The 25,878-nt window shown below is 66.4% G+C and carries 26 protein-coding genes and 1 pseudogene; 4 read left to right on the top strand and 23 right to left on the bottom strand.

The features are described 5' to 3' along the window. Positions 1 to 82: 82 nt before the first annotated feature. From HWX87_RS24735 to HWX87_RS38100, 11 genes are all read right to left on the bottom strand, one after another. Entirely contained in the window at positions 83 to 946 is an 864-nt protein-coding gene (locus tag HWX87_RS24735) for a FoF1 ATP synthase subunit gamma (protein WP_176049718.1), read from the bottom strand. Next, positions 927 to 2,480 carry a F0F1 ATP synthase subunit alpha gene (locus HWX87_RS24730; RefSeq protein ID WP_176049717.1) on the bottom strand — a complete coding sequence of 518 codons (1,554 nt, stop codon included), beginning with the start codon at positions 2,478 to 2,480 and terminating at the stop codon, positions 927 to 929. Before HWX87_RS24730 ends, HWX87_RS24735 begins: the two co-directional genes overlap by 20 nt. Further along, positions 2,464 to 3,216 (bottom strand): F0F1 ATP synthase subunit B, encoded by a 753-nt coding sequence (locus HWX87_RS24725; protein WP_176049716.1) that lies wholly within the window; start codon positions 3,214 to 3,216, stop codon positions 2,464 to 2,466. The genes HWX87_RS24730 and HWX87_RS24725 overlap by 17 nt, the downstream gene beginning before the upstream one ends. A 7-nt stretch (positions 3,217 to 3,223) precedes the next feature. After that, entirely contained in the window at positions 3,224 to 3,472 is a 249-nt protein-coding gene (locus HWX87_RS24720) for a F0F1 ATP synthase subunit C (protein WP_175828812.1), read from the bottom strand. After that, on the bottom strand, positions 3,469 to 4,167 hold the full coding sequence (locus HWX87_RS24715; protein WP_176049715.1) for a F0F1 ATP synthase subunit A: 699 nt from the start codon (positions 4,165 to 4,167) through the stop codon (positions 3,469 to 3,471). The genes HWX87_RS24720 and HWX87_RS24715 overlap by 4 nt, the downstream gene beginning before the upstream one ends. Continuing rightward, entirely contained in the window at positions 4,164 to 4,448 is a 285-nt protein-coding gene (locus tag HWX87_RS24710; RefSeq protein WP_176049714.1) for an ATP synthase subunit I, read from the bottom strand. The genes HWX87_RS24715 and HWX87_RS24710 overlap by 4 nt, the downstream gene beginning before the upstream one ends. Positions 4,449 to 4,451: 3 nt before the next feature. Further along, entirely contained in the window at positions 4,452 to 4,850 is a 399-nt protein-coding gene (locus HWX87_RS24705) for an AtpZ/AtpI family protein (protein ID WP_244137753.1), read from the bottom strand. Further along, positions 4,789 to 5,250 carry a F0F1 ATP synthase subunit epsilon gene (locus HWX87_RS24700; protein ID WP_176049712.1) on the bottom strand — a complete coding sequence of 154 codons (462 nt, stop codon included), beginning with the start codon at positions 5,248 to 5,250 and terminating at the stop codon, positions 4,789 to 4,791. The genes HWX87_RS24705 and HWX87_RS24700 overlap by 62 nt, the downstream gene beginning before the upstream one ends. Further along, positions 5,247 to 6,680, bottom strand: coding sequence for a F0F1 ATP synthase subunit beta (gene atpD, locus HWX87_RS24695; RefSeq protein WP_176049711.1), 1,434 nt, complete (start codon positions 6,678 to 6,680; stop codon positions 5,247 to 5,249). The genes HWX87_RS24700 and atpD overlap by 4 nt, the downstream gene beginning before the upstream one ends. Before the next feature lie 432 nt (positions 6,681 to 7,112). Continuing rightward, positions 7,113 to 8,744: a sensor domain-containing diguanylate cyclase gene (locus tag HWX87_RS24690; RefSeq protein WP_244137740.1), complete on the bottom strand. Its 1,632-nt coding sequence runs from the start codon at positions 8,742 to 8,744 to the stop codon at positions 7,113 to 7,115. Continuing rightward, on the bottom strand, positions 8,741 to 9,064 hold the full coding sequence (locus HWX87_RS38100) for a hypothetical protein (protein ID WP_244137739.1): 324 nt from the start codon (positions 9,062 to 9,064) through the stop codon (positions 8,741 to 8,743). The genes HWX87_RS24690 and HWX87_RS38100 overlap by 4 nt, the downstream gene beginning before the upstream one ends. Positions 9,065 to 9,695: 631 nt before the next feature. On the opposite strand from HWX87_RS38100, the gene HWX87_RS24680 reads away from it, so the two are divergent. Both HWX87_RS24680 and HWX87_RS24675 read left to right on the top strand, forming a co-directional pair. Then, positions 9,696 to 10,799 (top strand): PAS domain-containing sensor histidine kinase, encoded by a 1,104-nt coding sequence (locus tag HWX87_RS24680; protein WP_176049710.1) that lies wholly within the window; start codon positions 9,696 to 9,698, stop codon positions 10,797 to 10,799. Positions 10,800 to 10,912: 113 nt separating this feature from the next. After that, positions 10,913 to 10,992: pseudogene (locus HWX87_RS24675) on the top strand (transposase); the annotation flags it as partial. Positions 10,993 to 11,690: 698 nt separating this feature from the next. Here the strand turns inward: HWX87_RS24675 and HWX87_RS24670 are convergent. Further along, positions 11,691 to 12,038: a hypothetical protein gene (locus tag HWX87_RS24670; RefSeq protein ID WP_176049709.1), complete on the bottom strand. Its 348-nt coding sequence runs from the start codon at positions 12,036 to 12,038 to the stop codon at positions 11,691 to 11,693. On the opposite strand from HWX87_RS24670, the gene HWX87_RS24665 reads away from it, so the two are divergent. Further along, on the top strand, positions 12,037 to 12,726 hold the full coding sequence (locus tag HWX87_RS24665) for a response regulator transcription factor (protein ID WP_176049708.1): 690 nt from the start codon (positions 12,037 to 12,039) through the stop codon (positions 12,724 to 12,726). The genes HWX87_RS24670 and HWX87_RS24665 overlap by 2 nt on opposite strands. Positions 12,727 to 12,739: 13 nt before the next feature. Here HWX87_RS24665 and HWX87_RS24660 read toward each other — a convergent pair whose 3' ends face one another. The 11 genes from HWX87_RS24660 to HWX87_RS24610 all read right to left on the bottom strand — a co-directional run bounded on the left by HWX87_RS24660 (position 12,740) and on the right by HWX87_RS24610 (position 24,268). After that, positions 12,740 to 13,285: a serine O-acetyltransferase gene (locus HWX87_RS24660; protein WP_176049707.1), complete on the bottom strand. Its 546-nt coding sequence runs from the start codon at positions 13,283 to 13,285 to the stop codon at positions 12,740 to 12,742. 10 nt (positions 13,286 to 13,295) lie between these two features. After that, positions 13,296 to 14,357, bottom strand: coding sequence for a glycosyltransferase family 2 protein (locus tag HWX87_RS24655; RefSeq protein ID WP_208456550.1), 1,062 nt, complete (start codon positions 14,355 to 14,357; stop codon positions 13,296 to 13,298). Beyond that, on the bottom strand, positions 14,354 to 15,544 hold the full coding sequence (locus HWX87_RS24650) for a glycosyltransferase family 2 protein (protein ID WP_176049706.1): 1,191 nt from the start codon (positions 15,542 to 15,544) through the stop codon (positions 14,354 to 14,356). The genes HWX87_RS24655 and HWX87_RS24650 overlap by 4 nt, the downstream gene beginning before the upstream one ends. After that, a complete protein-coding gene (locus HWX87_RS24645; RefSeq protein WP_208456549.1) occupies positions 15,534 to 16,172 on the bottom strand; it encodes an acyltransferase in 639 nt (212 codons plus the stop codon). The genes HWX87_RS24650 and HWX87_RS24645 overlap by 11 nt, the downstream gene beginning before the upstream one ends. Continuing rightward, positions 16,172 to 17,404, bottom strand: coding sequence for a glycosyltransferase (locus HWX87_RS24640; RefSeq protein WP_208456548.1), 1,233 nt, complete (start codon positions 17,402 to 17,404; stop codon positions 16,172 to 16,174). Before HWX87_RS24640 ends, HWX87_RS24645 begins: the two co-directional genes overlap by 1 nt. Before the next feature lie 133 nt (positions 17,405 to 17,537). Next, positions 17,538 to 18,851 carry a glycosyltransferase family 4 protein gene (locus HWX87_RS24635; protein WP_176049704.1) on the bottom strand — a complete coding sequence of 438 codons (1,314 nt, stop codon included), beginning with the start codon at positions 18,849 to 18,851 and terminating at the stop codon, positions 17,538 to 17,540. Then, on the bottom strand, positions 18,848 to 19,441 hold the full coding sequence (locus HWX87_RS38250; protein ID WP_279612976.1) for an acyltransferase: 594 nt from the start codon (positions 19,439 to 19,441) through the stop codon (positions 18,848 to 18,850). Before HWX87_RS38250 ends, HWX87_RS24635 begins: the two co-directional genes overlap by 4 nt. Continuing rightward, positions 19,438 to 20,478, bottom strand: coding sequence for a glycosyltransferase (locus HWX87_RS24625; RefSeq protein WP_176049703.1), 1,041 nt, complete (start codon positions 20,476 to 20,478; stop codon positions 19,438 to 19,440). Before HWX87_RS24625 ends, HWX87_RS38250 begins: the two co-directional genes overlap by 4 nt. Then, entirely contained in the window at positions 20,475 to 21,518 is a 1,044-nt protein-coding gene (locus tag HWX87_RS24620; protein WP_176049702.1) for a glycosyltransferase family 4 protein, read from the bottom strand. Before HWX87_RS24620 ends, HWX87_RS24625 begins: the two co-directional genes overlap by 4 nt. Before the next feature lie 118 nt (positions 21,519 to 21,636). Continuing rightward, entirely contained in the window at positions 21,637 to 22,653 is a 1,017-nt protein-coding gene (locus tag HWX87_RS24615) for a polysaccharide biosynthesis/export family protein (protein ID WP_176049701.1), read from the bottom strand. Next, a complete protein-coding gene (locus tag HWX87_RS24610) occupies positions 22,646 to 24,268 on the bottom strand; it encodes an oligosaccharide flippase family protein (RefSeq protein ID WP_176049700.1) in 1,623 nt (540 codons plus the stop codon). The genes HWX87_RS24615 and HWX87_RS24610 overlap by 8 nt, the downstream gene beginning before the upstream one ends. 148 nt (positions 24,269 to 24,416) lie before the next feature. Between HWX87_RS24610 and HWX87_RS24605 the strand changes: the two genes are divergently transcribed. Next, the gene (locus HWX87_RS24605) at positions 24,417 to 25,811 is read left to right on the top strand and encodes an O-antigen ligase family protein (RefSeq protein ID WP_176049699.1); all 1,395 of its coding nucleotides are present in this window, start codon (positions 24,417 to 24,419) and stop codon (positions 25,809 to 25,811) included. Positions 25,812 to 25,878: the final 67 nt, after the last annotated feature.

Below are 25,878 nucleotides of genomic sequence, written 5' to 3'. Positions count from 1 at the left end.
ACTCCTGTGGTTCGCCCTCTGACGAGGGCCATGATCCAGTCTAGGTTTGTCCGTGCGTGCAGCCTTGATGCACGTCAACCGATCATGCGGGGTGGCCGCCGTCGGCAATCGACAGTTCGACGATTTCCGTCGTGATTTGCTCCTGACGCAGATGCTGGTACTCCCTCGTCAAGTCTCGAGCGGTTTCGTCGATGTTGCGTCGAGCCGCGATCATCGCCCGCATGCGCGCCTCGTTTTCAGCGCCGAAGGAGAGGACGAGCGCTTCGCAGATCTGCGTGTACACGTATTCCTCCACCAGCCGTTCCTGCAGATGGAGAACTGGCAATGCGATCAGCGGCGCGAAAGGGCGAACCACGGGTTTGAATCGCCGGAAGTCGAACGGCAGCAGCGACGTTGCGACGATTTCCGATGTGCCGACCGCCTCGGGCGACCCGTGCACGAGCGCCACGCGCGACACGCCGCCGGTTCCGAGGCGGTGGTACAGGGCGTTGACGATCCTGTCGGCAAGTTCGTCCACGGCGTCCGCATGGACGATCATCCCGGCCGTCCATGCGACGGGCAGGCCGAACTCCGTCGCGACAAGCCCGGCACGCTCGCCGATCACGAAGTACTCGGCGCAGTCCGTGGCGGCCGCTTGCGCGGCTTGCATGATGCGATGATTGAAGGTGCCGACGAACCCCTGTTCGGCACCGAGCACGACCACGACCATTGCGCCCGTTGCAGCGTCATTCGGCGGCGACGTCGGCTCCGGCTCCGGCGGGCGTGCAAGCGTCATCGCGTCGGCAATCGCGGCGCCTATCTCGCCGGCACAGGCGCGGATGCCGGGCAGGCGCGCAAACGCCTCGCGCACGCGCGCTGCGGCGATGCCGCGCATCGCCGTCACGACGGACGCCAGTTCCCGGACCGTGTCCAGGCGCGTCTGGACGTCACCGATCCGGTTGCTCAAGCGTATCTCCTGCCGTACGTTCCCCATCCGCGAGATTCCGGATGATGTTCACGAGAGCGCGCCGGTCATCGTCGGTCAATTCCGCCGCCTGCAGTGCCGGGCCCAGCTTTGCCGCGATGCCCATGGCATCGAGACGGGCCGGCAGCGCATCGCGGATCCCGGCCACGGCGTCCGGCGGGTACGTATCGAATACGCCGTCGGCCAGCGCAAGCAGGAGCGCCGTTTCGTCGATCGGCCGTAGCGGCGAGAAGCGCGGCTGCGCGATCAGCGATCGAATGCGTTCGCCGCGCACGATCTGCGCCTTCACGCGCGCATCGCTCAGGCCCCCGAAGCGCGTAAACATCTCGAGTTCGATGAACTGTGCGTAATCGAGCCGCAGCCTTCCGGAGGCCGCACGCATGGCCGGCATTTGAGCTTTGCCGCCTACTCGGCTGACACTCAGCCCGACGTCGATGGCAGGGCGCTGGTTGGCGGCGAACAGGCGCGCATCGAGCACGATCTGCCCGTCCGTGATCGAGATCAGGTTCGTCGGGATGTACGCGGCAAGATTGCCCGCATCCGTCTCGGCAATCGGTATCGCGGTCAGCGAACCGCCGCCTTGTTCCGGCGACAGTTGCGCGGCCCGCTCCAGCAGCCGGGCATGCAGATAGAAGATGTCGCCGGGGTACGCCTCTCGCCCCGGCGGTTCCCGCACAAGCAGCGCCAGTTCGCGATGGGTCGCCGCATGCTTGGTCAGATCGTCGATCACGATCAGCGCATGCTCGCCGCGGTCCCGAAAGTATTCCGCGATGCTGAATGCCGCGAACGGCGCGATCCACTGCAGGCCGGGAGGATCGGCCGCCGATGCAACCACGAAAATGCATCGCTCAGGCGCACCATGCTGCCGCACCGCGTCGATCACGCGCTCGACAGCGGTCGCACGCTGGCCGATCGCCACGTAGACGCACACCACATCCGAATGCTTCTGGTTGACGATCGTGTCGATGGCAATGGAGGTCTTGCCGGTCGCCCGATCGCCGATGATCAGCTCGCGCTGGCCGCGGCCGATGGCAAACAGCGCGTCGATCAGCAGGACGCCGGTTTCGATCGGCTGCGACACCAGCGCACGTTCGACGACGGCCGGAGCCGGTCGTTCGACGGGAAACGACAGCGTGGAATCCGGCGGGGCGCCGCGATCGAGCGGCCTGCCGAGCGGATCGATCACACGGCCCAGCAGGGTCGGGCCGACGGGTACCTCGACGACGCGCCCCGTACCCGAAACGCGCGTGCCAGCGGCGATGCGCTCGCTTCCGTCGAGCAGAACGCAGCTCAAAGTATCGGCGTCGAGCGTGAGCACGAACCCGAGTTGGCCGCTGTCGAAGCGCAACAGTTCGTTCAGCCGGACGCGCGGTAGTCCGCTCACGCGCGCCATGCCATCCGCGACATGCTCGACGCGCCCGACTATCTCGACCTGCGGCGCAAGATCGAGTCGTGCCAGCGCTGCCCGGCCGCGCATCAACCACGCATCGTTCGTCGCATCAGTCGTGTCGTTCATCGTCATGCGCCAGCAGTTCGGCTTTCAGAGTGTCCAGATCGTGTCGAAAACTGTTCCGCACGATGACGTGCTGACCGGTGAGCTCGAGTCCGGCAATCAATGCCGGATCGACGTCGACCTGCAGGGCCGCTTCGTGGCCCAACGCAGTCGCAAGCGCCTCGCGGCAATGTGTCAGTTCACCGTCATCGAGCGCGCGCGGCGCGACCAGATGCAGCGCTTCACGTTGTTGGCCGAGCTGTTGGCGATGCGCGTCGGGCAATGCACGCACGGCATCGGCAAGCGGCGCGACGAATCCGCTGATTTGCCCGTCGCGCGGGAGTCGTGCAAGCAACCGGGACGCGATCTCCAGTGCGAATCCGGCAGCCTGCGCCGCGTTGCCGCGCGACGCGCGTTGCCGCATGGCTTCGATTTCCGCGGCGGCCGATGCACGCAACGCGTCGGCTTCGGCGCGTGCGGCGGCCAGAAGCGACGATTTGAGGCGCTCCGCTTCGGCGGACATGTCATTCAACCGCTGCATGCGCAGCGCATCCAGTTCCGCAACCTGGCCGGTGATTTGCTTGCGATCGTGCTCGGCCGCGTCGCGCGCGGCGGCGGCATCCTGCATCAGCGCCGCCACGGCCTGCTGGCGATCCGCCATGATCTTCGCTAGCGGCTTGAACAGGAACCGTGACATGAGCCACACGAGCACCAGCACGTTGACGGTCTGGAAGCCGAGTGTCCACCAGTCGATGCGCATCGCACGCCTACTTGGTGAATGGGTTTGCGAACAGCACAAGCAGCGCCACGACGAGGCAGTAGATCGCCATCGTCTCGATCATCGCCAGGCCGACGAACAGCGTGCGCGAAATCGCGCCGGCCGACTCGGGCTGCCGTGCCAGCGCATCCATCGCGGCGGCGACGGCACGCCCCTCCGCGAGCGCGGGGCCGATGGCGCCGAATGAGACGGCGATCGTCGCCGCGACGATGCTGACGAGTTGAATCCAGTTGGTCATGATGCTCCTTGCGGTGGATGCGACACGGTCGTGGTTTCGTCGCCGAGCGCGGCGCCGATGAATACGGCCGCGAGCACGGTAAAGATATAGGCCTGAACCGCGCCAGTCAGCAGGTCGAGCGCCATCAGCGGGATCGGCACCAGCAATCCCGCCAGCGAGAGGACGATGCCGATCACGAAGACGCCGCTCATCACGTTGCCGAACAGACGGACGACCAGCGAAAAGGTACGGGTGATCTGTTCGATCAGATTGAGGGGGATCATGATCCATGCAGGTTCGGCGAACGATGCGAGATAGCGGAGCACCCCGCGCGATCGTATGCCGTAGTAGACGGTCGAGCCGAACACGACGGCGGCGAGGGCGGCATCCGTTTCAAGGTGCGCGGTGGGCGGCTCGACGCCCGGAATCACGCCGGACCAGTTGCAGGCCAGGATGAACACGAACAACGTTCCGATCAACGCGCGATAGCGCGTGGGGTCGGCCTGGATCGTGTCGTGGATCTGGTCATCCAGCGAGATGACGAGCAGCTCCAGTATGGCCTGCAGCTTCGTGGGAGTCAGCGACAGGCGCTTTCGTATTGCCCACGCTGCGCCGACGATCAGCACCATCATGCACCACGTGGTCAGCACGGGCGCGGAGATCGATACGAAGCCAATGCGGACGAGCGGTTCCGTGACGAGCGGCGAATGAATCATGGCGTACGCTCCAGAAGCCGGGTCGCGACGTGGCGTGCGACGACAATGCCGGCCAGTCCGCTCAGCAAGGCGGCGGAGCCGAGCCGGGCGAGACCGTAGAGCATCAGCGCGAGCAGCCCGAATCGCAGCACCTGCATGACGAGGGCGGCCCCCAACGCGTGATGCGCATACCAGCGCGCGTTCACATGGAGGGCCGCGAAATACGCGGCACCGGCGATGACGCCGGCCGTGCCGCCCGTGGCAATCTGCAGTGAAGAGGAAAGTGCGGGGATCGACAGCATGATTCAATCCTCCGAGCCTTGGCGATGCATCCAGCGCCACGCGGACCACAAGCCGATCGCAGCGCCCACCATCAGAAGCGGTGCCGAAAAGAACACGCCGGTGCCGAACCGGCGATCGAGCCAGTGCCCGCCCCACAGGCACAGCAGGGTGGGGACGACGATCGTCCAGCCGAGAATGCCGATCTGGCCTAGCCTCGCCCCGAGGCTAGGCTCCGGCACGTCCCGGGCCTTCCGGTCGCGTTGCAGCGCCTGTCGGGCGGTACGCTCGAGGGGATGCCCGTTCCGCTTGCGAGCGTGATCCGGCGGATGATCGTCGCGGCGGGGCGCCGGTTCTTGACGTCTAGCCATGATTGCCGCCCTCGTTGGCGCCGTCCGCTCGTGTGGCGGCTCCCGTCGCGCCAGGGCGCAGGTACTTGAGGATCTGGCGGATCGCCCGGGCGTTGAGGCGTGTCTGCTCGACCCGCGCCCGGCGTGCCGCGTCGAGGCGTGCTTCGCGCGTCGCGCGCGCCTGCGTCTCGAGCGTCTCGAGCGCGTCGCCGAGCTCGCCCGCACGACACGCGATACTGACGTGCTGCCCGTCGACGACGCGCAGTATTCCGCCGCTCACGGCACAGAAGCGCCGCTGGCCGTCGGCGGTGCGCCAGCGCAGCACGCAGGGCACCAGTACGGTCAGGAAGTCCGCATGGCCGGGCAGGATACCGAAGCTGCCGGTTGCATCCTCCCCGCGGAATGCGACGACGTCGGCGCTGTCGACCAGCAATCCGGACGGTGCGGCGATCGTAACGCGCAGCGCCGTGTTCATGATGCGCCTCGCTCGCGCGCACGCGCTTCGTCCAGGGTGCCGACCATGTACAGCGACTTTTCGTGCCAGATGTCGCATTCGCCGCGGAGAATGGCCTTGCACCCCTCGAGGGTTTCGTCGATCGCGACGGAACGCCCGGCCACGCCTGTAAACGCCTCGGTAACCGAAAACGGTTGCGTCAGAAAACGTTGCAGGCGCCGCGCCCGACCGACGACGCGACGATCGTCGGCGCCCAGTTCCTCGATGCCGAGCAGCGAGATGACGTCCTGCAATTCCCGGTAGTGTTCGATGGTGCGCCTCACTTCGGTCGCAACGGCCACGTGTTCCGCGCCGACAATGAGCGGGTCGAGCAGGATCGACGACGATGCGATCGGATCGATCGCCGGATACATGCCTTCGGCTGCCATCGCGCGCGACAGTACGACCATGCTGTCGACATGCGCGGCGATTGTCGTCACGGCGGGGTCGGTAAAGTCGTCCGCCGGCACGTAGACGGCTTCGATTGCCGTAATCGACACCCCGCCGACCGAGACGATGCGCTCCTGCAGCGCGGCCACTTCGGTGGCCAGCGTCGGCTGGTAGCCGACACGCGACGGCATGCGCCCGAGCAGGCCCGAGACTTCCGCGCCGGCCTGGACGAAGCGGAAGACGTTATCCATCAGCAGCAACACGTTCTGGCGCTGTTCGTCGCGAAAGTACTCGGCGATGGTCAAGGCCGTCAGCGGCACCCGCCAGCGCGCACCGGGGGGCTCGTTCATCTGGCCGTATACGAGCACCGTCCTTGGCAGCACGCCAGAGCGCTGCATGTCCTGCAGCAATTCGTGCCCCTCTCTCGATCGTTCACCCACGCCGGCGAATACGGAAATGCCCTTGTAGTGCTCGACCATTGCATGGATCAATTCCATCACGAGAACGGTCTTGCCCACGCCTGCGCCGCCAAACATCGCGGCCTTGCCGCCGCGGGCGAGGGGAGCAAGGAGGTCGATGACCTTGATGCCGGTTGCAAACATGCCGGTTGCGCCGTCCTGTGCCGACAGGGGAGGCGGTGGCTGGTGGATGGGGCGTCGCGGCACATCGCCGGGAAGTGTCTGGCCGCGGTCGCCAGGCGTGCCGATCACGTCGATCAGACGCCCGAGCATTGCGTTGCCCACGGGAACGGATATCGGCTGGCCCGACGCAGTCACGCGCAAGCCTCGCGGCAACCCGTTCGTCGACTGCATGGCCAGTGCGCGCACCGTTCGTTCATCCAGGTGCGCTTGCACTTCGGCGACGATTTCACGGCCGTCGTCGCTTTCAATCGAAAGCGACGTGTCCAGCGGCGGAAGCTTGCCGGACGGAAAGGCCAGGTCGACGACCGCTCCACGAATGGCGACGACATGCCCGTGGAGCGGGGCGCCGGCAGCGGGATCATGCTCGGGTGCGGTTTGCATCGGAAGGCGTACCGTCGGCAATCGCGGATCTCGTAACGCCGCATGCGTGAGCCGCGACGCGGAGATCTGCTTGCATTGAAGAGTCGTTCCCGGCCGGTGCGATCGGGGACGCGCCACTGAGAACTATTTATCGCCGCACGCCCTGTTCCCATTTGATCCCGATCAACGAGAAACGTCGAATCGACAGATGAAACGCGTGAGGGGAGTAGTCGTTCGGAGACGGAAGCGAAAGATCCGCTGGTATACGCCGTCGACATTTCGACCGACTTCTTTCGGGAAACGCAGGGATGGTTGGAGGCTACGCGATCTGCGCTAGAAAAGGTGCCAAAAACTGATCGCGCAGCATGCATACATACCATACGATCTGTTCGCGTCGTTCCCGGAATTTGGCCGAAATCATGCGCTTGCGAAGCGCAAGATGGCATACGAAACTTACGCGCCTTCCAATCCTGATACCTTGTTCCGACCTGTCGATTTCGCGTGATAGAGTGCCTCGTCGGCAGCCTTGATGACGACACTTGATTCGTCGTCCGCCTGCGGCTGCCGACTCACGACACCGATACTTGCCGTTACGCGTCCATACTCGCTGCCGGCATGCTCGATTCGACGCTCGAAGATCGAGCGTCGAATTTTCTCTGCAATCTCAGTGGCACCCGATGCCGAGGTATCAGGCAGGACGATGACAAACTCCTCGCCTCCGTAACGCGCGGCAGTGTCGGTCGGCCGACAAACGTTATCCGAAATGCATTTCGCCACCACGACAAGCACATCGTCGCCCGACTGATGACCATAGGTGTCGTTGTATGACTTGAATCGGTCGATATCGACGAACAGGAGCGATAGGACACTGCGAGTTCGTATCGCACGTCGCCATTCGCGTTCAAGGATCTCGCCGAAGCTGCGGCGATTGCTCAGGCCCGTCAGCCCATCGGTACGGGCCAGCAGTCGCAACTCCGACTCCGCCTGGATCCGTCTGCGCAGTTGCACGCCAAACAAGGCGGAAAGCGTGATGAACGCGCCGGCGAATGCCAGCATCAGCGAACCTATCGTGATCGCGCGTCGACGCCATGCCGCATAGATGTCCTGTTCACCGGCCGCGACCATGAGGATCAGTGGTGCGTTCGGAAAATTCTGGAACCAGTAGAGGCGCTGTGTTTCGTCGATCGAGGCCCGCTCGCTGAAACTCCCCTGAGGCGCAGCGATGAAATGCTGGAAGGTGTTTGCCGTACTGATGTCCCGTCCGATAATCCGCGGATCGTATGGCTGGCGCATGATCATTACACCGTTCTTGCCGATCAACGCCATCGAGCCGTGAGGGCCCAGCGACAATCCGGAAAAGAGTTCATGAAAGTAGTCGATGTTGATTGCCATCAGCACAATGCCGGCGAACGATCCATCCGGATGGGAAAGCCGACGGCTCAATGCGATGCTTGCCTTGCCGCCTCGCAATCGCGATTGATACGGGTCGCTGATATAAAGCCCAATGTGCGGATTGTCACGTTGGACGGTGAAATACGGTCGGTCAGAAAAATTTCCTTTGCGAGGGACATTGTTCGCGGCGTCGAAGATGATGTTGCCGGCTTTGTCCAGCACCAGCACGGAGCCGAGATGCTTGGCCGTAGCAGCCCTGTCGAACAAGACGCCACGACGCAGCTCGCTTGGTAGTGCCATCACTTCGGGTTTTTGCAGCCCGTCGACCACAGCTTGCAGCGATAGCTCGTACAAATCGAGATTGCGTTCGATGTCTCGCTGGGCGATCACTGCGATATTGCGCAGGGTTTCGCGCGTATGATCCAGCGCATCCTGCCGGCTTTCATACAGCACGACCGCACACAGGCTGACCATGATGAGCGCAATCGTGGTGCCGGACACCGTGAAGACTAGTGACGATGCCGTCAATGCTTGCCAAAGCGTGCTGGTCAGCCCCGTTGAATCGTCCGATTCCGTTCGATCATCCTTGTTGGCCATAAACGGCATGAATCGCAATCGCCTCTGTACCATTTGCCAAAAGATGCGGGGCATCGTCGCACCTTGCGGTGCGCCGGGGTAGCGCGCACGTGTCATCGCCGTTCCAGTCTCGTGATTCTGCGAATTGTCTCGCGGTGCGTCAACGCGGCATCGAGCCGTATCGGGAGCGGACGTCGGGCTGCCTGGAGTTGACCGCCGTCGTTTCGAATCAGGTACACGAACGGCAGATACTCTTGCGGCCCGATCACGTGCATGTTTCGCAGATCGCCCAGAATCGAACGGACCGGGCCGCTCGCATTCGGGTTCAGATGCATGGGATAGATCACTTCGATGACCACACATGTGATCACGACGAGCGCATTGAATAGGTGGAAATACTCCACCTGCAGCGACGGTAGCGTCGAAACGAATGTCATCGCGCTACCTCGCAACCGCCGGATTAAGACAACGTGCGGTTTCCATCGTCGAACCACGCCCACTGGCTGTCCTTTTCTGCCCAGCTTCTGCCGTGCGGACTGCGTCGTTCGTATCCACAACTGTTCCCCATGCAAAGCGAATGTTGCGGCGCTGTGGTCTTCGCGTGAGGTCGCGCCGCTTCTTGTAAAACGAGAATCTATGGGTGGGGAGGCCGAAGGACTTGATACCGATCAACGTCGGTCAATGCAACCGTTTGCGATGCATCCGGAGCTTTCTTGGATTAGTGCTCGCCGCAACATGGAATACCCGGATCCTTCCGAGTTGACATTGCGGTTTCTGCCCTCGCGTCCAGCTACCGTGCACCTCGCCTGGTCCCGCTCGAGTCGGGTTGCACTCGAGAATCCGGACTTGTGTCGTTTTTGCTATCCGCCGCCTTGTAGGCGGCTGCAACTGATCAACGGTAAGTGGCAAATTTGGGGCAAGTCATTTTGACCCCTTATCGTGACGCCTCATTGGGAAAGTCAACGCGGGTCGTATAGCATTGAGTTTGTCAGGACTGAACCGGCCGAGATCACCTTTCGGGGTCAGCTTGACGGCCGGCAGACGTGGCCCGATTTTCCGGGAGATGCAATGAAAGGGAGCACCGCGTCGTACTCTTCTCGTAACTTGAGCGATATCGAAATCGAACACCGCTACCGGTTGTTTATCGAGGCAGTGCGGGATTACGCGATTTTCATGCTGGATCCGAACGGCAACGTGACGAGCTGGAACCCCGGAGCACAGCGAGCCAAGGGTTATGTTCCCGACGAGATTGTCGGCAAGCATTTTTCGATCTTTTATACGGGTGAGGATATTGCCGCCGGTAAGCCCGCTCAGTTGCTCGCTGCAGCCGAGGCACAGGGCCGCGCGGAGGATGAGGGGTGGCGGGTGCGCAAGGACGGTAGCCAGTTCTGGGCGAACGTCGTCATCACGGCCGTGCGTGACCATGACGGGACGCTGCTGGGATTCGCGAAAATCACACGTGATCTGAGCGAGCGGCGGCGTCTGGAAGAGCTTGAGCGCGTGAGCGCCGCCTCGGCAATTGTTCAGCAGGCGCGTGAGAACGAGCAGGGGCGTATCGCACGTGAACTGCACGATGATCTCGGGCAGCAGCTTACCGCACTGAAAATGACGCTCGCGCTCCACGAAACAGAATTGGCTCAATACGTTGCCGCAGACATCCGTACGCATCTGGAGGCCATGCACGAGATGGCTGGCCAGATCGACGCGATGGTCACATCGGTGCGGCGTATCGCAGCCGATCTTCGCCCGCCTGTCCTTGATGACTTGGGACTGGAAGCTGCACTCGAATGGATGACGGAGGGTTTTGAGCGCCGATACGGTGTGCGCACACGATGCGAGATCCACACGGATGCGCTGCATTTGAACGACCTGGCGGCCATTTCCCTATATCGCGTGGCTCAGGAAGCATTGACCAATGTCGCGCGGCATGCCCAAGCGAACGAGGTATCGGTCATATTGTCAACGAACGAGCGTGAGTGCCGATTACGGGTCCATGACGATGGGGTGGGGTTCCCGGAGCAATCGCCAACCAGAGCGGACGCCTTCGGCGTGCTCGGAATGCGTGAGCGGATCTTGCAGCTTGGCGGGATCCTTTCCATTGAGAGTGTGCCGGGCAACGGCGTCACCATTACAGCGCAGGTGCCTTTGTCGCGGATTCTCATGGAGGGGTAGCAGCGCCGTGACGCACCGGAGATAGAGCGGGTAGGCATAAGCAGGAGTTTTTGACTTACACCGGGCAGGAAGTCACGGGAGTGTAGACGGGCTCCGAGCGTCGGTGGCGCTGGATGGCAGTGCAGATGCGGGCGATAGTTCGCGAGAGTCTCGAGCCAGGGAAATCTATTTCGAGGTCGCGCGCCAACACGGTAAGGAACCGAAACAACGGTTCCGTTGGAGCCAGCCGACCCTGAACGGAATCCCGTCACCGGTCAACGTGCGCGAAGAAGTGGTTCCGGCTGCGGGCGGGCAATGTCCGCCCTTCGTGTGTCAGATGGTTGCCTGGGTGGATGCAACCACATCGTCGCTATCGCGCGCAGCAGCCCACGATCGCAGCCCTGGTCTTGGCGCGATCGGCGTGGCAGCCCGAAAGATGAGAGCCCCAATTCCGCCATTTCGCCGAGTTTTCACAGCTTCGGCAAGATAATTTATCTTCTCTGGCCTATCTGAAAGTTGTGCTGCAGGGGCGGAAATTGGGCTAGCCTCAATTCAGTGAAGTGCTGCATCGGGAATGGCAGCGCACTGGGTAGAATCATATGCTGTGGTCACTGCGTTTGATCGACACCGATACCTTGAAGGCATACACAAACACCGACCACAAACCATTCCTTCGGTAAGCAAGCCAACAAGAAAATCGTGTGGCGAAGTTTGCTGGAATGCTAAGCAATGGGGATTATGTTTCGGGTTATGACGGGAGGGAATTCACGGTGGTTCCGCCAGGTTCTGATTCGAAAGGTGAAACGGTTGTGGCGGAGACCATTAGGTAAGCGCTCGAAAGCCTCGGTGTCGCACGTGCGAAAGAACCGTTGGGCGCGTATCCGTGGCCGTCGTAGCGGTACGGAATGAAGGCTACGACTCCTCTTTGTCGAAGGCGGCCGATGCTGGGTGTATTTCGCCAACATACAACATGGATTTCGGCGATGCGACGGCGTTGCGCCTGGCCGTGTCGTCAACGGCTCGATCGCCAACGGGTTGGGCGGGGAATCGAAAAAACGACGGCGTGATTATGTACAGCCATTCCGGATAAACCGGAAGCCAATCCGTTGCGATCTTTATTCTTCTGAATTCGTATGCTAGTTTAACGATGCCAATTTCATCGGCACCACGAATTCGATGCCCGTTCGGGTGGCCGCCAGGCAAGTATCCAATGGCATGCCGCTGCGTTATCGGCGGCATGCATTCACGGAGATCGGCCATGTTAATTGCAGTCTTGGAAGACGACCAGGATCAACGCGACTTGCTGATGCTCTGGCTGGAGCAAGGCGGCCACCGCGCACGCGGGTTCGGTACGGCGCAGGCGCTGTTCGACGGGATCAAACAGGATCCCTTCAATCTCTATGTCGTCGACTGGGGGCTGCCGGACGCATCCGGTGGCGAGGTGATCCAGTGGATTCGCAATCACCTGGGCTGGGAGGTGCCCGTGATCGTGCTGACGGTGCGCGACGACGAGCAGACCGTGCTGGCTGCGTTGAAGGCAGGCGCGGACGACTACGTGGTGAAGCCGGCGCGCGCGGCGGAACTGCTGGCCCGGATCGGCGCGGTGGCGCGGCGCTACGGGGTGGGTAGCGTCGTGCCGATGCAGCTCGGCGTCTACACGATCGACATTCAGCGCATGTCGCTGTCGATGAGCGGCGGGCCGGTCGAGCTCACCCAGAAGGAGTTCGATCTCGCTGTCTACATGTTCCAGAATCCGGGGAAACTGCTGTCGCGCGATCACCTTCTCAATCGTATCTGGGGCGTGAATGCCGACGTCGATACCCGTACCATCGATACGCATGTGAGCCGCCTGCGCAAGAAGCTTCTGCTCGACGGCACCCATGGCTGGAAGGTCGCGCCGGTGTACGGCTTCGGCTATCGCTGCGTCCGAATCGACGACCCGGCATGACACGCCGCCGCACTCATGCGTCGTCGCCCACGCATGCCGTCAACGAGCTGCCGGCACGCACGCGGCGTCGCTTGATCGTTGCCGGCACACCGACGGCCAGCGCGTTCGGCGGCACGTCGTCGAGCACGACGGCATTGGCCCCGATCACCGCACCGTGGCCGATCCGTACCGGGCCAAGAATCTTCGCACCCGCCCCGATGTCCACGCCGTTGCCGATGATCGGCGCGCCGCGGGTACCCCTGTGGCGCAACCCGAGCGTCACGCCGTGACGGATCACGACGTCGTTGCCGATGATCGTGTCGCCGCTGATCACGATGCCGCCGAAATGCTCGATCAGCAAGCGCCTGCCGACGACGGTCTCGCAAGGCAGGTCGATGCCGGTCAGGATCTGGCTGCCGATCTTGCCGAGCTTGTACAGGAACGAAAGCGGGCGGCGAAGCAGGCTCGGGCGCACGCGGTAGCGCCAGCGTCCGAAGCGGTAGACGGCCATCACCCAGAACCCTTGCCGCCAGATGTCGCGCTCGTACGTGCGCCAGTCCTCGCGAAGATTGTCGAACATGACCGGCTCCTTACCACGGGGTCGGCGGCGAAACGCGGCCGCCCATCGTTTCGCGCCATGCGCGCTTGAGCATGGCGGCCTGCCGCTTCGAGTCGGCCACCTTGTCCTGGCGCGGCGCGGCGCCCGCGCGCGCATTGCGCACCATGCGCAACGCGTGCCAGCCGAGTTCGGCCCGACTGGCCAGCCACGCGGCGGGCAGGCCATGATGCTTGCGGTAATAGAGCATGGCGCTGCGCATGCGCCAGAGCGTCAGTTGCGCGCCGGCTCCCGAGAACGCTTCGCCGGTCGATTGGCTGACGCTGCGCGCGGACACGCCGCCGACATGCCGCACCACGAGATCGGGCCAGTAACACACGTCGAAACCGCGTTGCTTGACGCGCCGGCACAGATCGACCTCCTCGTAGTACAGGAAAAACCGTTCGTCGAAGCCGCCGAGATGGCAGAAGAGATCGCGCCGGACCAGCGCGAATGCGCCGGGCACCCAGTCCACGCGCGCGGGCGCGGCGGGATCGCACCAGGTCCGGTCCGCGCGGCCGAACAGCCGCGAACGCGGGTATCGGGCCGACAGGCCGCTGATGGCCAGTACGTCGTTCAGGATCGACGGGAACATGCGTGCCGATGGCTGATCGCTGCCGTCGCCGCCGGTCAGGCGCGCGCCGGCCACGCCCACTTCGGGGCGGGCGCGCATGCGCGCCACCCCGGCCCGGATCGCGCCGGGAGCCGGTTCGGCGTCGGGGTTGAGCAGCAACAGCAGCGAACCGTCGGCATGGCGGGCGGCGAGATTGTTGCCGGCAGCAAAACCGAGGTTGCGCGGGCAACGCACGAGCGTGACCCACGGATGCCGCCGTTCGACGAGATCGGCCGTGCCGTCGGCGGATGCGTTGTCCAGCACGATCACCTGCCAGTTGTCCCGTTCGGCATCGGCACGCAATGCATCCAGTTGCGTACCGATTTCACCGGCCGAGTTGTAGGTGACGATCAGGATCGACAGCGCGCGCCGGCTCGGCGAGCACATGAATCTGGAAGGGGCATCGGCGAAGGCGGTACCGTGGGTCGAGATGGCGGTCATCATTGCGGGTCTCCTGCATGGGGGGCGCGCGGCGTGCGAACCCACGCGGCGGTTCCGCGCGCGCACCGAAGCGCACGCGGCAATACGGTGAACGACCAGGCGAGATAGAGCGGCAGCCGCAACAGCGCGAGCCAGTGCCGGCGCGATGCGCGTCCCGCCCGCATGGCGACGACGACATGCAGCGCGACGATGCCCAGCACCGCGAGACCACCGGCCGACACCGCCGGCGCGGGCCATGCGGCGAGCACGGCCGCGGCCGTCACGAGCCACGTCAGCGGCGGCAGCAGCAGGTCGCCGAGCACGTCGGCGCAGCGCCACCTGCCGGCGGCAACATCGCGAATGCACGGCAGCCACTGCGTGCGCAACAACGCCAACCGGCCGCCGGTCCAGCGCGCCCGCTGCGTTGCCGCCGCGCGGCGGTCCGGTGCGGCCGGCGCGCGCACGGTCGCATCGTCGACCCATTCGACCTTCAAGCCGGCACGCACGAGGCGGATGTGATAGTCGACGTCCTCGACGATCGACACCGATTCATACGGCACGCGTGCGAGCGTTTCGCGGCTCAGCGCGAAGCCGTTGCCCAGCACGCCCGTCGACCAGCCCAGCCGCGCACGTCCACGCGGGCGCACGAGATTCCAGCCGAACCACGCCACCTCGGCGAGCGCGCGATGCGCACGCATCGCGTCGCCGTCTTCCCGCATCGCGAGGTAACGGCACTGCAGGGCCCGGGCACCGCGCCCGATCGTCAGGCGAACGGCATCGAGCGAGGCCCGGTCGATCCGGCTGTCGGCATCGACGATCAGGTACCAGTCGAATCCCGGCAGCCGCGCGAACGCGAACCCGAGTGCGGGCCCCTTGCCGCGCCAGTGCGGATCGTTGCGCTCGAGCACGGTGACGCCGGCTCGCGCGGCAATGGCCGCTGTGTCGTCCGTGCAGTTGTCGGCGATCACGACGATCGAACAGGCGTCGTCGCCGGCCGTCGCGTCGCGCAGGTTCGCCAGCGTGGCGGCCAACCCGGCCGCTTCGTCGTGCGCGGGCACCACGATCGCCAGGCGTGCGTTCGCGGCGGGCACGTCCAAGTCCGGCGCGCACCGGCGTGCGGGCAGCGCAGCCGCGACGGTCAGCACGAGGAGGTAAAGTGCGCCCGGCGCCAGCAGCGCGGTCAGCGCCAATCCGATGAGCTCAACCGGCATGGCCGTCTCCCGTGGCGCGTGCGCCGGCAAAGAAATGGGCGATGCGCATCGCATCGATGGCAGGCGTCGTGTGCGGTCCGCCCGCCGCGCGGTCGCGCCACAGTGCATGCCAGGGCAGCGCCTCGGTTTCGCGCTGCAGCCGGTCGACCAGTGCGTCGACCGTGCCGATCGGGCGCGCCGGAATGCCGCCGACGATTACGCCGGGCGGCACGTCCCGGGTCACGAGCGAACCGGCGGCGACGATCGTGTCCGCGCCGATGCGCACGCCCGGCATCACGATCGCCTGGTGGCCGACGAATACGTTGTCGCCAATGTCGATGCCGCCGACCTTGTCGAGCTTCACGCCGTAGGCCGTCGCGAGCATCGTGACCACGCCGTCGTGCCCGAACAGCGTACAGCCGGACAGGTGCACATTACGGCCGAGCCGGACGTATGGCGGATCGGTGATGACCACGTTGGTCTGAACGACGCATTCGTCGCCCATCGCGTACAGGCCACCGTGCCGTTGCAGGTAGTTTGCCCACGCGATGCCGTTCGGCCGCGAGATGCGCTTCCACCACGCGACACCGATCCCGTGCTCGATCGCGAGACGGCCGAGCAGGCGGTCGATCCAGATGCGCAGTTTCATCATTGATCCCCTTCGGGTTGGGTGGCGCCGCCGGTGTGCGGCAAGGCCACGAACAGCGACGCGAGCCGTGCGACGTTTTGCTGAAGATCGAATGCTTCGCGCAGATGCTGTCGTCCGGCTTCCGCGAAACGGCGGCGCGCATCGGCATCCTCGAGCAGTGTCCGGATGCTGCCGGCCAGCGCATCGGCGTCGCCAGGCGACGCGAGCAAGCCGCTCTTGCCGTCCTCGATGAGCTCCGGAATCCCGTTGACAGGGCACGAAATGCACGGCACGCCGGCGGCCATCGCTTCCATCAGGACGACCGGAATGCCTTCGGCGAGGCTCGGCAGCACGAATGCGTCGGCGGCATCGAGGGCCGCGCGCACTTCGGCTTCGTTCAGTGCTCCCGCGAAGCACACGTGCTCGCCAAGGCCGAGCTGCCGCACACGCTCACGCAGGCTTGCCTCGTCGCTGCCCTGGCCCACGAGCGTCAGGCGGAATGCGCACCCCTGCGCCCGCAGGCGGGCGCAGGCGTCGAGCAGCACATGCTGCCCCTTTGCCGCCGTCAGGCGGCCGACGCACAGCAGCTCCGTCGCCGCGCCGCGCGCCGGCATGCGTGACCCGGCATGCTCCGCGACGCCCAGCCGGCACACCTGCAGCTTGCGCCACTGTGCGCGCTCCGACAGCCGCATCAGCTGGCTCCGGGCGAACTGGCTGATGCACACGACCAGGTCGGCCGCGCGCACCTTGGCGCGCAGATGCTGGCCATCGACGTCGTCGAATTCGTCCGGACCATGAACGGTGAGCGACAGGCCGATCGGCGCGATCGTTCGCGCGAGCAGGCCGACGTTCGCCCCCGCGGTCGCGAAGTGCACATGCAGGTGATGCAGGTCGCGATCGGCCATCCAGCGCACGACCATCGCGGCCTCGGCAAGATAGGCGAGCGCATACAGGCGACGTGCGCCGCGCCCGAGCGTCAGGCTGGTCGCGAGTGCGCGCAGGCACCCGCCGGGATGCCTGAGCACGCAGTGCAGCACGGCGCGCAGCGCGCCGGCTGCGCCGTCACGCTTCACGTAGTAGGTTGCGTGCGCCTCGTCGCGCTCGGCGTCCGTCATGCGTTGCGCGGGGCGATCCGGCGCGTTGACGGATGCCACGGCGACCGTGGCGCCGAGGGCGCGCAGGGCGCGTACCTCGCGCAGGATGAACGTATGCGATACGGCCGGATAGCGGCTCACGAGGTAGGCGAGTCGCAAGGCGGATGGGTTCGCGCGGCAGGCAGTGGGCAGGGTTCGCATGATCGTGCACGGTTCGTGTGGCGATGGATGCATTACAGGCGAGAACGCCCGCGCACCTGTGACGAAATTGCAAACTATTGCGACACGTTCGTCAGACGGCGAACGGCGCCGGACCGGCATCGTGCCCGGCGTTCGTGTGCGTCTCGGACAGCCGCCCGTACAGCTGTTCGGCGGCCGCTATCCGGGCTTCCCACGTATGCCGGTCGACGACGCGCTGGCGCGCGAAAATGCCGCGCCAGCGCCACGCATCGGGGCGAGCGGCGCAGTCGCGCAATGCGTCCGCGAGCCCGTCGATCGCGCTGTTCGGGCCATCGAACGGCACGCACCGGCCGATCTCGTCGTCGACGATTTCCGCCGGACCGCCAAAATCCAGGCCGATCACCGGCCGTTCGCATGCCATCGCCTCGAGCAGCACGGCGCCGCCGGATTCCCGGATCGATGGCAGGCAGAACACGTGGCAGTCGTGCATCGCCTGCGCCACTTCGTCGTGGCTCAGATTGCCGGCGAAGCGAACCTGCGCGGCCAGGCCGAGCCGCTGGGCCAGCGCTTCCCACGGCGCCCGCATCGGGCCGTCGCCGACGACGGTGAGGCGGGCGCGCAGCCCCTCGGCATTCAACCGGTGCAGCGCGTGGAGCAGCAGGTCCAGCGCCTTCACCGGCACGAGCCGGCCCACGAACGTGATCGCGAGCGGTTCGTCCGGCCCGGGCGGCGGCAATGGCGTGCCGGGCGTGAAACGGGCGAGATCGACCGCGTTCTCCAGCATCGGAATGCAGCGATGACGATGGGCGGCAGGAACGGCGGCGGCCGTCGCATCGGTCGCCACGAGCAGCGCATCCGAGTGCGCGATCGAGCCGATCGCGCGATCGAACGCTTTCAGCAGCGCGCGTACCCGCCACAGCCAGCGCGATTCCTGCCGCAATACGTGGCCGAATCCCGGCGGATCGGTCAGCCCGCAGTTGAGCGGCCCGCGCACCAGCGGAAGGCCGAGCCGATGCAGCACGGTCGGCGCGGACAGCGTCACCGGCGTGACCACGTGCGTCACCGCCCACGGCATCGTGCCGTCGTGTTGCCGGGCGATCCGGCGCGCCGCGCGAAGCGCCGCGCGGTCGAACGCGAAGTAATCGCATTGGGACACCAGGAACACGCTGTGCTCGCTGCGCGGAAAGAACCGCCGCGCGAGGCGATAAAGTGGCCCGGCCAGCCATTCGGTGTCGATGTAATGGATGTCCGCGCCGGCCGGCAGCGGCCCGGCCGCATCGATCGCGGGCCGGTTGCGCACATGCGTGAGCAGCGTGACGGGCCTGACGCGTGCGAGACCGGCCAGCCATTCCCAGCCGATCTGCGAGACCGAGCCCATGCCCGGGCCGCATTGATACGCGACGAGGAGAATCGGGGCCTGTTTCATGATGCCTCCGTGACGGTAGCGGAATGAATGGGACGCGCCGGTACGCCGGCCACGACGGCACCGGCCGCGACGTCGCGGGTCACGACGGCATTGGCGCCGACCACGGCGCCGTCGCCGATCGTCACGCCGGGCAGAATCGTGACGCCGCGGCCGATCCACACCTCCCGGCCGATCCGGATCGGAGACGCGACGTGCGGCGCATCGCGCAGGCTGGGTGCGCCGACGCCGTGATTGGCGTCGCGGATGCTCGCGTACTCGCCGATCATCGTGCCGGCACCGATGTCGATGCCCGCGCGTGCGACGAGGTGCACGCCGCGCGACAGGACGACGCGGTCGCCGAGTGCGATGCGGCCGGCATCGCGGGTTTCCCAGTACTGGCCCGGATACAGGTAGAGCGAGCGGCCGAGCGCGATGCGGCGCGTGCCGTGCAGTTCCGGGCAACCCTCGACGACGACCGATGCGTCGACCGCACCGGCCAGCGCCTCGCGCAGCCGCACGAACGACCAGAGGCGCCGCCACCGCATGCCGGGGCCGGAGACGAATGCCGCGAGCGGCGCAAGCGCGCGCGCGGTCTGCAGTTTGATGTTCACGATGCCTCCCGGTTGGCGGGTTCGACTGTGGAATCCTTGTATTGCGGCGTCGCCGCGGCGCGGCCGGTGCGCGACGATCGCCAGTAGCGCCATTGGCCGACGAGGATCGGAACCTGCTGCGCATGGGCATGCGCCGCGTAGAGCAGGGCCAGCTTCCAGCCGCGCGCCTTCCAGTACGCGCGCGCCGCCGAGCGCAACCAGATCGCGACGCCCAGCACGGCCAGCACGGACGCGACGAGCGGCGCGATGGCCAGCACGGCGGCCCATGCAAAGGGCGCAGTGGCCACGAGCGTGCCGTGCACGCGGTTGCGCCGGGCTTCGCGGCGCCACAGCGGGTCTCGGCTGCCCGCATAGCGCGACGACACCTGCGCATACGCGTGTCCCGCACGCAGCGCGCGCTGCCAGTACTGGCCGAAACGCGAGATCGCGAGATCGTGCAGCGTCATCGGCGCATCGATGTGCAGGATGCGCCATCCGTGGGCACGCAGGCGGCGGCACAGCTCCGGCTCCTCGCCTGCATCGAACGTCTCGTCGAACCCGCCGGCCTGCGCCAGCGCCGCGCGCAGAAACAGCGCGTCGCCGCCGCAGTAATCCGTCTCGCCCGGTGCATAGATCCAGTCGAGATCGAGCACGGCCGTATAAACCGACTGCCGCGGCGCGATCTCGCGGCGGTGTCCCCACACGGCCGCATAGGGGCCCGTGTCGAGCGCGGCCAGTGCGCGCAGTGCAAACCCCGGGTCGAGTACGGTGTCGCCGTCGAGAAACAGCACCGTATCGGCTCGGGCCGCGCGCCAGCCGGCATTGCGCCCGGCCGCCGCGTTGCGGTGCGCGCCGGCTGCTTGCAGCACGCGGGCGCCGGCGCGCGCCGCACACGCGGCGCTGCCGTCGCTCGACGCCGAATCGACGTAGATCAGCTCGTAGCGCATATGCCGCCAGTCCGCGGCACGGATGCTGTCGAGACAGCGCCGCAGGCGCTCGCCTTCGTTGCGGCCGATCACGACGACCGACACGTGACAGGGTTTCGGTTCGCCGGTCATGCCCATGCTCCCAGCACCGACAGGTAGCGGCGCGTCTGGCGCTCCGGCGCGAAGCGCTGGGCGAGCGTCGCGCGCGCGGCATCGGCGACGCCGTTGAGCAGCGCGGCCGGCGCGTCGTGCAGGCGCGTCAGCGCGCCGGCCAGCGCCGCCGCGTCGTTGGCGGCGAAATGGAACCCCGTGTCGCCGTCCTGCACGAGCGCGCCGGCACCGCCCGCGTTCGGCACCAGCACCGGCACGCGTGCCGCGAACGCTTCGAGGATCGCGAGGCCGAACGGCTCCTCCGCGCAGGTATGGACGAGCAGGTCGGCGTCGCGCAGGCGTGCCCCTGCATTGGGGTCGAAGCCGTGGAGACGGACGTTCGGCACATCCGCCGCCAGTTCGCGCAGCAGCGCCTGTTCGTCGCCGGTGCCGAAGATGTCGAAGCGCATGTCGGCGAGCGCCGGGGTCCGTCGCACGGCCTGGATGAGCAGGCCGACACGCTTGATGCGGTCGAGCCGGCTCAGCACGACCACGCGCCGCACGCCATCCCGTGTGAACGCCGCGCGGCATCCGTCCGGCGGCGTCTCGATGAAGTTCTCGATCACGGTCACGCGGCCAGGCGGGACACCATGCGCCGCGAGCCGGTCGCGCACGAATTCCGAGACCGCGACGAACTGCACGTCGAACGGCAGAAGCAGGCGCTTGCGGCCGTAGCTCAGCCGCTCATCGGTGCCGCCGTGAACGACATGGATGTGCGTCATCCGGCAGCCGGTCAGCGCCTGCACCGCCACGCTGACCAGCGAATGCGACAAGCCGGTGGCGGCCACCCGGCACGCACGGTGGGTGCGCCCGATCCGCCACAGGAAGCCGGCCAACGCCGCCGGCGATTCGACGCAGACGCTGCGCAGGCCCTGTGCGCGCACATGCTCGTGAACCGGGCCGGGCGGCGCGACGATGATGCGATCGAAGCAGCCGCCGAGCCCGGCCAGCGTACGGACGGCCATGCGCTCGGTGCCGAACAGCTGGCCGCTGTGCAGGATGTAGACGAGTGGCGTTGTCATGACATGACTCCATCGGGAGAACGTGATGTCCATTTGAACGCCGGCCGCGCGCCGAATCGTGACGCAACTGCAAAACCCGATGTCACGATGTCCGGCCGGGCCGCTCGTTTCTGCCTGCCTACTTGAGCAGCGCGCCGACCGTGATCATCGTCAGCCCGGATGCAAGCTGCCGCATCACGTAGCCGAAATCGGCGATCCCGCTCTTGGGCACGTAGATCACGTCGCCTTCCTCTAGCGCGAAGTTGACGCTGTGATCCGCGGTCAGCAGGCTGCGCAGCGGTACGCGCTGCACCGCATGCGTACTCGGCCGGTAGATGCCGATCTCGTTGGGCGCGGCGTCCTCGTTGGGGCCGCCTGCCTGCGCGAGCGCATCGAGCAGCGACATGTTCGGCGTGAGCCGGTATGCGCCCGGCTTGCCCACTTCGCCCATCACGTAGACGAGGGTGTCGAACGAATCGGGGATATAGACGAGATCGCCCGGGTGCAGCCTGAGGTTCTGCGCCATGTCGCCCTGGTTCAGCAGACGCTTCAGGTCGATCCAGATCAGGCGTTCGCGGCCGCGGAAGACAGCGCAGCGCGTGAGGCTCGCCTGCTTGTCGATGACGGGCAGCGCGCCGGCCCGCGCCAGCGCTTCGAGCACGGTCGGCGCGTGTTCGAACTGCAGCGTGCCCGGGTTCTGGACGCGGCCGAGCACCGTGATCCGGTTCGACGTGTACTGCTCGATGCCGACCGTCACGGCCGGGGCCGTGTAGTACTTCAGCAGCGCATCGCGGATCCTCGCCGCGGCCGCTTCGCGGGTGTCGTCGCCGACTTTCACGCTGCCGGCGAGCGGCAGCGTGATGCGCCCGTCGGGGCCGACCACGTAGTGCGCCGTCAGCTCGGCGCGGCCCCAGACGTTGACGTTGAGGACGTCGCCTTCGCCGATGCGCTGGACGCTGTCGGCCGGCGCATCGAGGCGCGCCAGCTCGTCGTCGTCCGGAAACACGATATGGTCGGCCTTGCTGGCGGGCTTGAAGACCGCGTCGGCCCCCGCCGTCGGGACGGTCGGCATGACCGACTGGCAGGCGCACAGCGAAATGGCAGTGCTGGCCGCCAGCAGCCAGGCCGCGATGCGGCGAACGGTCGACTCAATCATGGGAAGGCTCCGAAAGCGGGTGGGTGGCGCCGCGTTGCGAGCGGCCCGCACGGCGAACCAGCGGGCTCAGGCGGGCAACGCACGCGCTGCGCTGCTCGGCGCAGAGCATCCAGCGCCACGCGATCGCGCACGCGGCGACCGTATAAAGCAGCCCGGCCGGCGCGAGGTGAACAAGCGCCGCGAACCGGCTGGCGTGCGCGGGCAGCGGCCACTGTTGCGCGAGCGCGCCGACGGCGGCGGCGGCCGCGTACGGCAGGCCGTAGGGCAGGACGTACAGGCGGACCATGCCGCGGATGTCGCCGGCGAGACGCCGATGGCTGACGATCAGGTAGAGGGAGGCCGCCGACATGCCTGATACCGCAAGGGCGCGCGCAAGCTGTACCGGTGAAATCGCGACGGTCACCGACAGCGCGACCGGCCCGAGCGCGAGCCCCGTCAGTCGCAGCGCGTGATAGACGTACTCGTTGGACAGCTTGCCCAGGCCGCGATAGACGGACGACGCCGGCCCGGTCAGCACATGCAGGTGCGTGTACAGCGCGACACAGGTGAGTATCGTGGCCAGTGCCGGCGCGTCGGCGCGCGGGCCGAGCCAGGCCGCGACGACGAGCGGCGAGAGGCACGCGAGCGGCGGCAGCACCATCGCCGACAACCACGCGGTCATCCTGACCGAGCGTTCGTACACGCCGAGCAGCGATGCGTCCGCGCCGAGCGCCCCCTGCCGGGCAGCGGCCGGCAGCGCGACCATGCTGACGGAGGAGGCGAGCGACGCGCCGGTCGCCGGCAGCTTGCCGGCGAGATCCATGATCGCCGCCGCCGCCGGCCCCATCGTCAGTCCCGCGATCATGCGGTCGGCGGACTGCAGGAACGTGCTGATCAGCCCGCCGATCTGAACGCCGGTGCCGAATCCGAAAAAGATGCGCAGGCAACGGCGGTCGAACTGGCCGACGCCGATCCGCAGCCCGGGCAATGCAACGCGCACGACGATCGCCGCCGCCGCGATCGAGAACACGTAACGCACGCCGAATGCGACCAGCAAGCCGTAGACGCCCATCCCGGCATGCAGGAACAGCGCGATGCACGCCGTCTCGAGCACGTACGCGGCGATCCAGATCTGCTGTTCGCGGCGGATGCGCTGCAGCCCGTGCAGCACGTAGCTGAACGCACCGACGCTGGCGTCGAGCAGGAAGATCGCGCACGCGCCGAACCACAGCCATGCCGCGGTCGGGCGGGACGCGGGCGCGACCTTGAAGAGCGCGAGCAGGTGCGGCATGCCCAGCCAGAGCGCCGCGAGCAGCACGATGGCCGCCGTCCCCATCGTGACGATGCCGGTCGACAGCAGGCGCGAGATCGCGCGCACGTCGCCTTGCGCGTGATACTGCGCGACGAAACGGACGTAGACAACGGCGAACCCGGACGCCGACATGCCGATGTAGCTGACCAGGATGAAGCAGGTCGTCCACAAGCCGTACTCGGCGAGCCCGACATGCGCGAGCACGAGCGGCGGAATCGCGAGCCGGACCGCCAGATAGAGAACCTTGCTGAACACGACGAACAGCATGTCGTGCCCCAGCGAGGGGTCCCGGGCGCCGGCGCGGGCAGGGGTGGGTGAGGTCATGGTGTCTCCCGGTGCGGTACGCGTATTGAACCGCCGGGCCGCCGCGAGACTGTGGCTGCATTGTGAATTCTCGCGGGCGTGATGCGCCGGCACGCGGCGATTTGGCGATACTGGCAGCCATGTCGCAGAACCCGCCGCCGGCCGATCCATGACCCTGATCGTCTTCCTCGCCCTGATTGCCGCGTTCGTGGTGGCGGTGCGCCGCACGCCGGGGGCCGCGCTGGCCGGCGTCTATCTGCCCGTGCTGCTGCTGATCCCGAGCACGTTTCACGCGACGGTGTCGACGACGCCGAACTTCAACCAGCTCGCGATCGTCGCGATAGCGTGCGTCGCGCTGCCGCGCTACCTGCCGCGCTGGCGGCCGAGCGTGGCCGATCTGGCGGTCGTCGCGCTGGTGATCGGCGTGGCCTGTTCCGAGTACCGCAACGCCGGTTACAAGGAGGCGCAGAACCTCACCTTCGTGATGCTGACGTCCGCCGCGCTGCCGTATTTCATCGCCCGCTGGGTGATTCCGGGCGAGCGTCTGCACGTTGCGGTCGCTCGCCGTATCGTCGGGCTGCTGGCCTTCGTCACGATCGTCAACGTCTGGGAATTCCGCTTCGGCATCAACCTGTTTCATGCGATTCCCGGCCTGTTCTTCCCGGGGCAGGGGCTCGGCTGGGTCACGACCTTTCGCTACGGCGTCGCCCGGACGGCCGGGCCGTTCAGCCACGCGATTCTCGCGGGCGTGGGCCTCGTGATCGGGTTCCGGCTGCAGCGCTGGCTCGAACTCGGCGGGCACTGGGAGCCGCGCTTCAAGCGCTTTCCCAACCTCAGGATCGGCAAGGCCCGCACGATCACGCTGATCCTTGCAGCGGGGGTCGTGATGACGCTCGCGCGTGGCCCGTGGCTCGGCGCGGCGGCGGGCGCGCTGCTCGCCGCGATCGGGCGCGCGAAGCAGCCGAAGCGGGTACTCGCGCAGGTCGGCACGCTGCTCGTCGCGGGCGGCGCGGCGGTCTGGATCGGCCTGGGCGCATATCTCGACGTCAAGCCCGGACAGGCGATGACGCTATCGCAGGAATCGGCGATGTACCGCAAGGAACTGTTCGACCGCTATCTGTCGATCGCGATGGATCACGCGGCGCTCGGCTGGGGGCGCAATACCTGGCCGAAGGTGCCGGGCATGCCGTCGATCGACAACTATTACCTGCTGCTGTCGCTGATGCACGGCCTCGTCGGCACCGGGCTCCTCGTGTTCCTGATCGTGTGGATGTCGGCCCGCCTGCTGCGCTTCGGCCTGGCCGACGTCGGCCGCGCGCGCGCCCGCGACGGCACGCAGGAGCCGCCGAATTCGCTGTCGTTCACGTTCCTCGGCATCCTGATCGCCGTCGCGATCTCGCTCGGCACCGTGTACCTCGGGGAAGCCGCGATGCCGCTGTTCTTCTTCATCGTCGGATGGTCCGAGGGCTATCTGCAGGCACCGGATACCGTGCCGGCCCGGATGCCGCAGCCCGCGGGCGAGCCGCCCCAGCGGACCCTGCCGTTCAGGGGCGTCATTTCGTAGGCACGTCGGCGCGTGCACGTCCGCACGCCTGCACGGAAGCGGCGCCCGTGCGCCCGGGCCCGGCGCC

The sequence above is a fragment of the Burkholderia sp. BCC1644 genome (assembly GCF_902833225.1).
GTDB lineage: Bacteria > Pseudomonadota > Gammaproteobacteria > Burkholderiales > Burkholderiaceae > Burkholderia.
Note: the sequence above shows the minus strand (reverse complement) of the source record. Positions and strands in the feature narration are given on the sequence as shown.

What these genes read in the sequence shown, in the direction of transcription:
- HWX87_RS24725 (WP_176049716.1), bottom strand. Translation starts at nt 3,216, where the DNA reads ATGCGCATCGACTGGTGGACACTCGGCTTCCAGACCGTCAACGTGCTG.
- HWX87_RS24660 (WP_176049707.1), bottom strand. Translation starts at nt 13,285, where the DNA reads ATGTTCGACAATCTTCGCGAGGACTGGCGCACGTACGAGCGCGACATC.
- atpD (WP_176049711.1), bottom strand. Translation starts at nt 6,680, where the DNA reads ATGCAAACCGCACCCGAGCATGATCCCGCTGCCGGCGCCCCGCTCCAC.
- HWX87_RS24615 (WP_176049701.1), bottom strand. Translation starts at nt 22,653, where the DNA reads ATGATTGAGTCGACCGTTCGCCGCATCGCGGCCTGGCTGCTGGCGGCC.
- HWX87_RS24610 (WP_176049700.1), bottom strand. Translation starts at nt 24,268, where the DNA reads ATGACCTCACCCACCCCTGCCCGCGCCGGCGCCCGGGACCCCTCGCTG.
- HWX87_RS24730 (WP_176049717.1), bottom strand. Translation starts at nt 2,480, where the DNA reads ATGAACGACACGACTGATGCGACGAACGATGCGTGGTTGATGCGCGGC.
- HWX87_RS24680 (WP_176049710.1), top strand. Translation starts at nt 9,696, where the DNA reads ATGAAAGGGAGCACCGCGTCGTACTCTTCTCGTAACTTGAGCGATATC.
- HWX87_RS24650 (WP_176049706.1), bottom strand. Translation starts at nt 15,544, where the DNA reads ATGCCGGTTGAGCTCATCGGATTGGCGCTGACCGCGCTGCTGGCGCCG.
- HWX87_RS24715 (WP_176049715.1), bottom strand. Translation starts at nt 4,167, where the DNA reads ATGATTCATTCGCCGCTCGTCACGGAACCGCTCGTCCGCATTGGCTTC.
- HWX87_RS24665 (WP_176049708.1), top strand. Translation starts at nt 12,037, where the DNA reads ATGTTAATTGCAGTCTTGGAAGACGACCAGGATCAACGCGACTTGCTG.
- HWX87_RS24620 (WP_176049702.1), bottom strand. Translation starts at nt 21,518, where the DNA reads ATGACAACGCCACTCGTCTACATCCTGCACAGCGGCCAGCTGTTCGGC.
- HWX87_RS24720 (WP_175828812.1), bottom strand. Translation starts at nt 3,472, where the DNA reads ATGACCAACTGGATTCAACTCGTCAGCATCGTCGCGGCGACGATCGCC.
- HWX87_RS24645 (WP_208456549.1), bottom strand. Translation starts at nt 16,172, where the DNA reads ATGAAACTGCGCATCTGGATCGACCGCCTGCTCGGCCGTCTCGCGATC.
- HWX87_RS24700 (WP_176049712.1), bottom strand. Translation starts at nt 5,250, where the DNA reads ATGAACACGGCGCTGCGCGTTACGATCGCCGCACCGTCCGGATTGCTG.
- HWX87_RS24710 (WP_176049714.1), bottom strand. Translation starts at nt 4,448, where the DNA reads ATGCTGTCGATCCCCGCACTTTCCTCTTCACTGCAGATTGCCACGGGC.
- HWX87_RS24605 (WP_176049699.1), top strand. Translation starts at nt 24,417, where the DNA reads ATGACCCTGATCGTCTTCCTCGCCCTGATTGCCGCGTTCGTGGTGGCG.
- HWX87_RS24635 (WP_176049704.1), bottom strand. Translation starts at nt 18,851, where the DNA reads ATGAAACAGGCCCCGATTCTCCTCGTCGCGTATCAATGCGGCCCGGGC.
- HWX87_RS24625 (WP_176049703.1), bottom strand. Translation starts at nt 20,478, where the DNA reads ATGACCGGCGAACCGAAACCCTGTCACGTGTCGGTCGTCGTGATCGGC.
- HWX87_RS38100 (WP_244137739.1), bottom strand. Translation starts at nt 9,064, where the DNA reads ATGACATTCGTTTCGACGCTACCGTCGCTGCAGGTGGAGTATTTCCAC.
- HWX87_RS24655 (WP_208456550.1), bottom strand. Translation starts at nt 14,357, where the DNA reads ATGATGACCGCCATCTCGACCCACGGTACCGCCTTCGCCGATGCCCCT.
- HWX87_RS24670 (WP_176049709.1), bottom strand. Translation starts at nt 12,038, where the DNA reads ATGGCCGATCTCCGTGAATGCATGCCGCCGATAACGCAGCGGCATGCC.
- HWX87_RS24690 (WP_244137740.1), bottom strand. Translation starts at nt 8,744, where the DNA reads ATGACACGTGCGCGCTACCCCGGCGCACCGCAAGGTGCGACGATGCCC.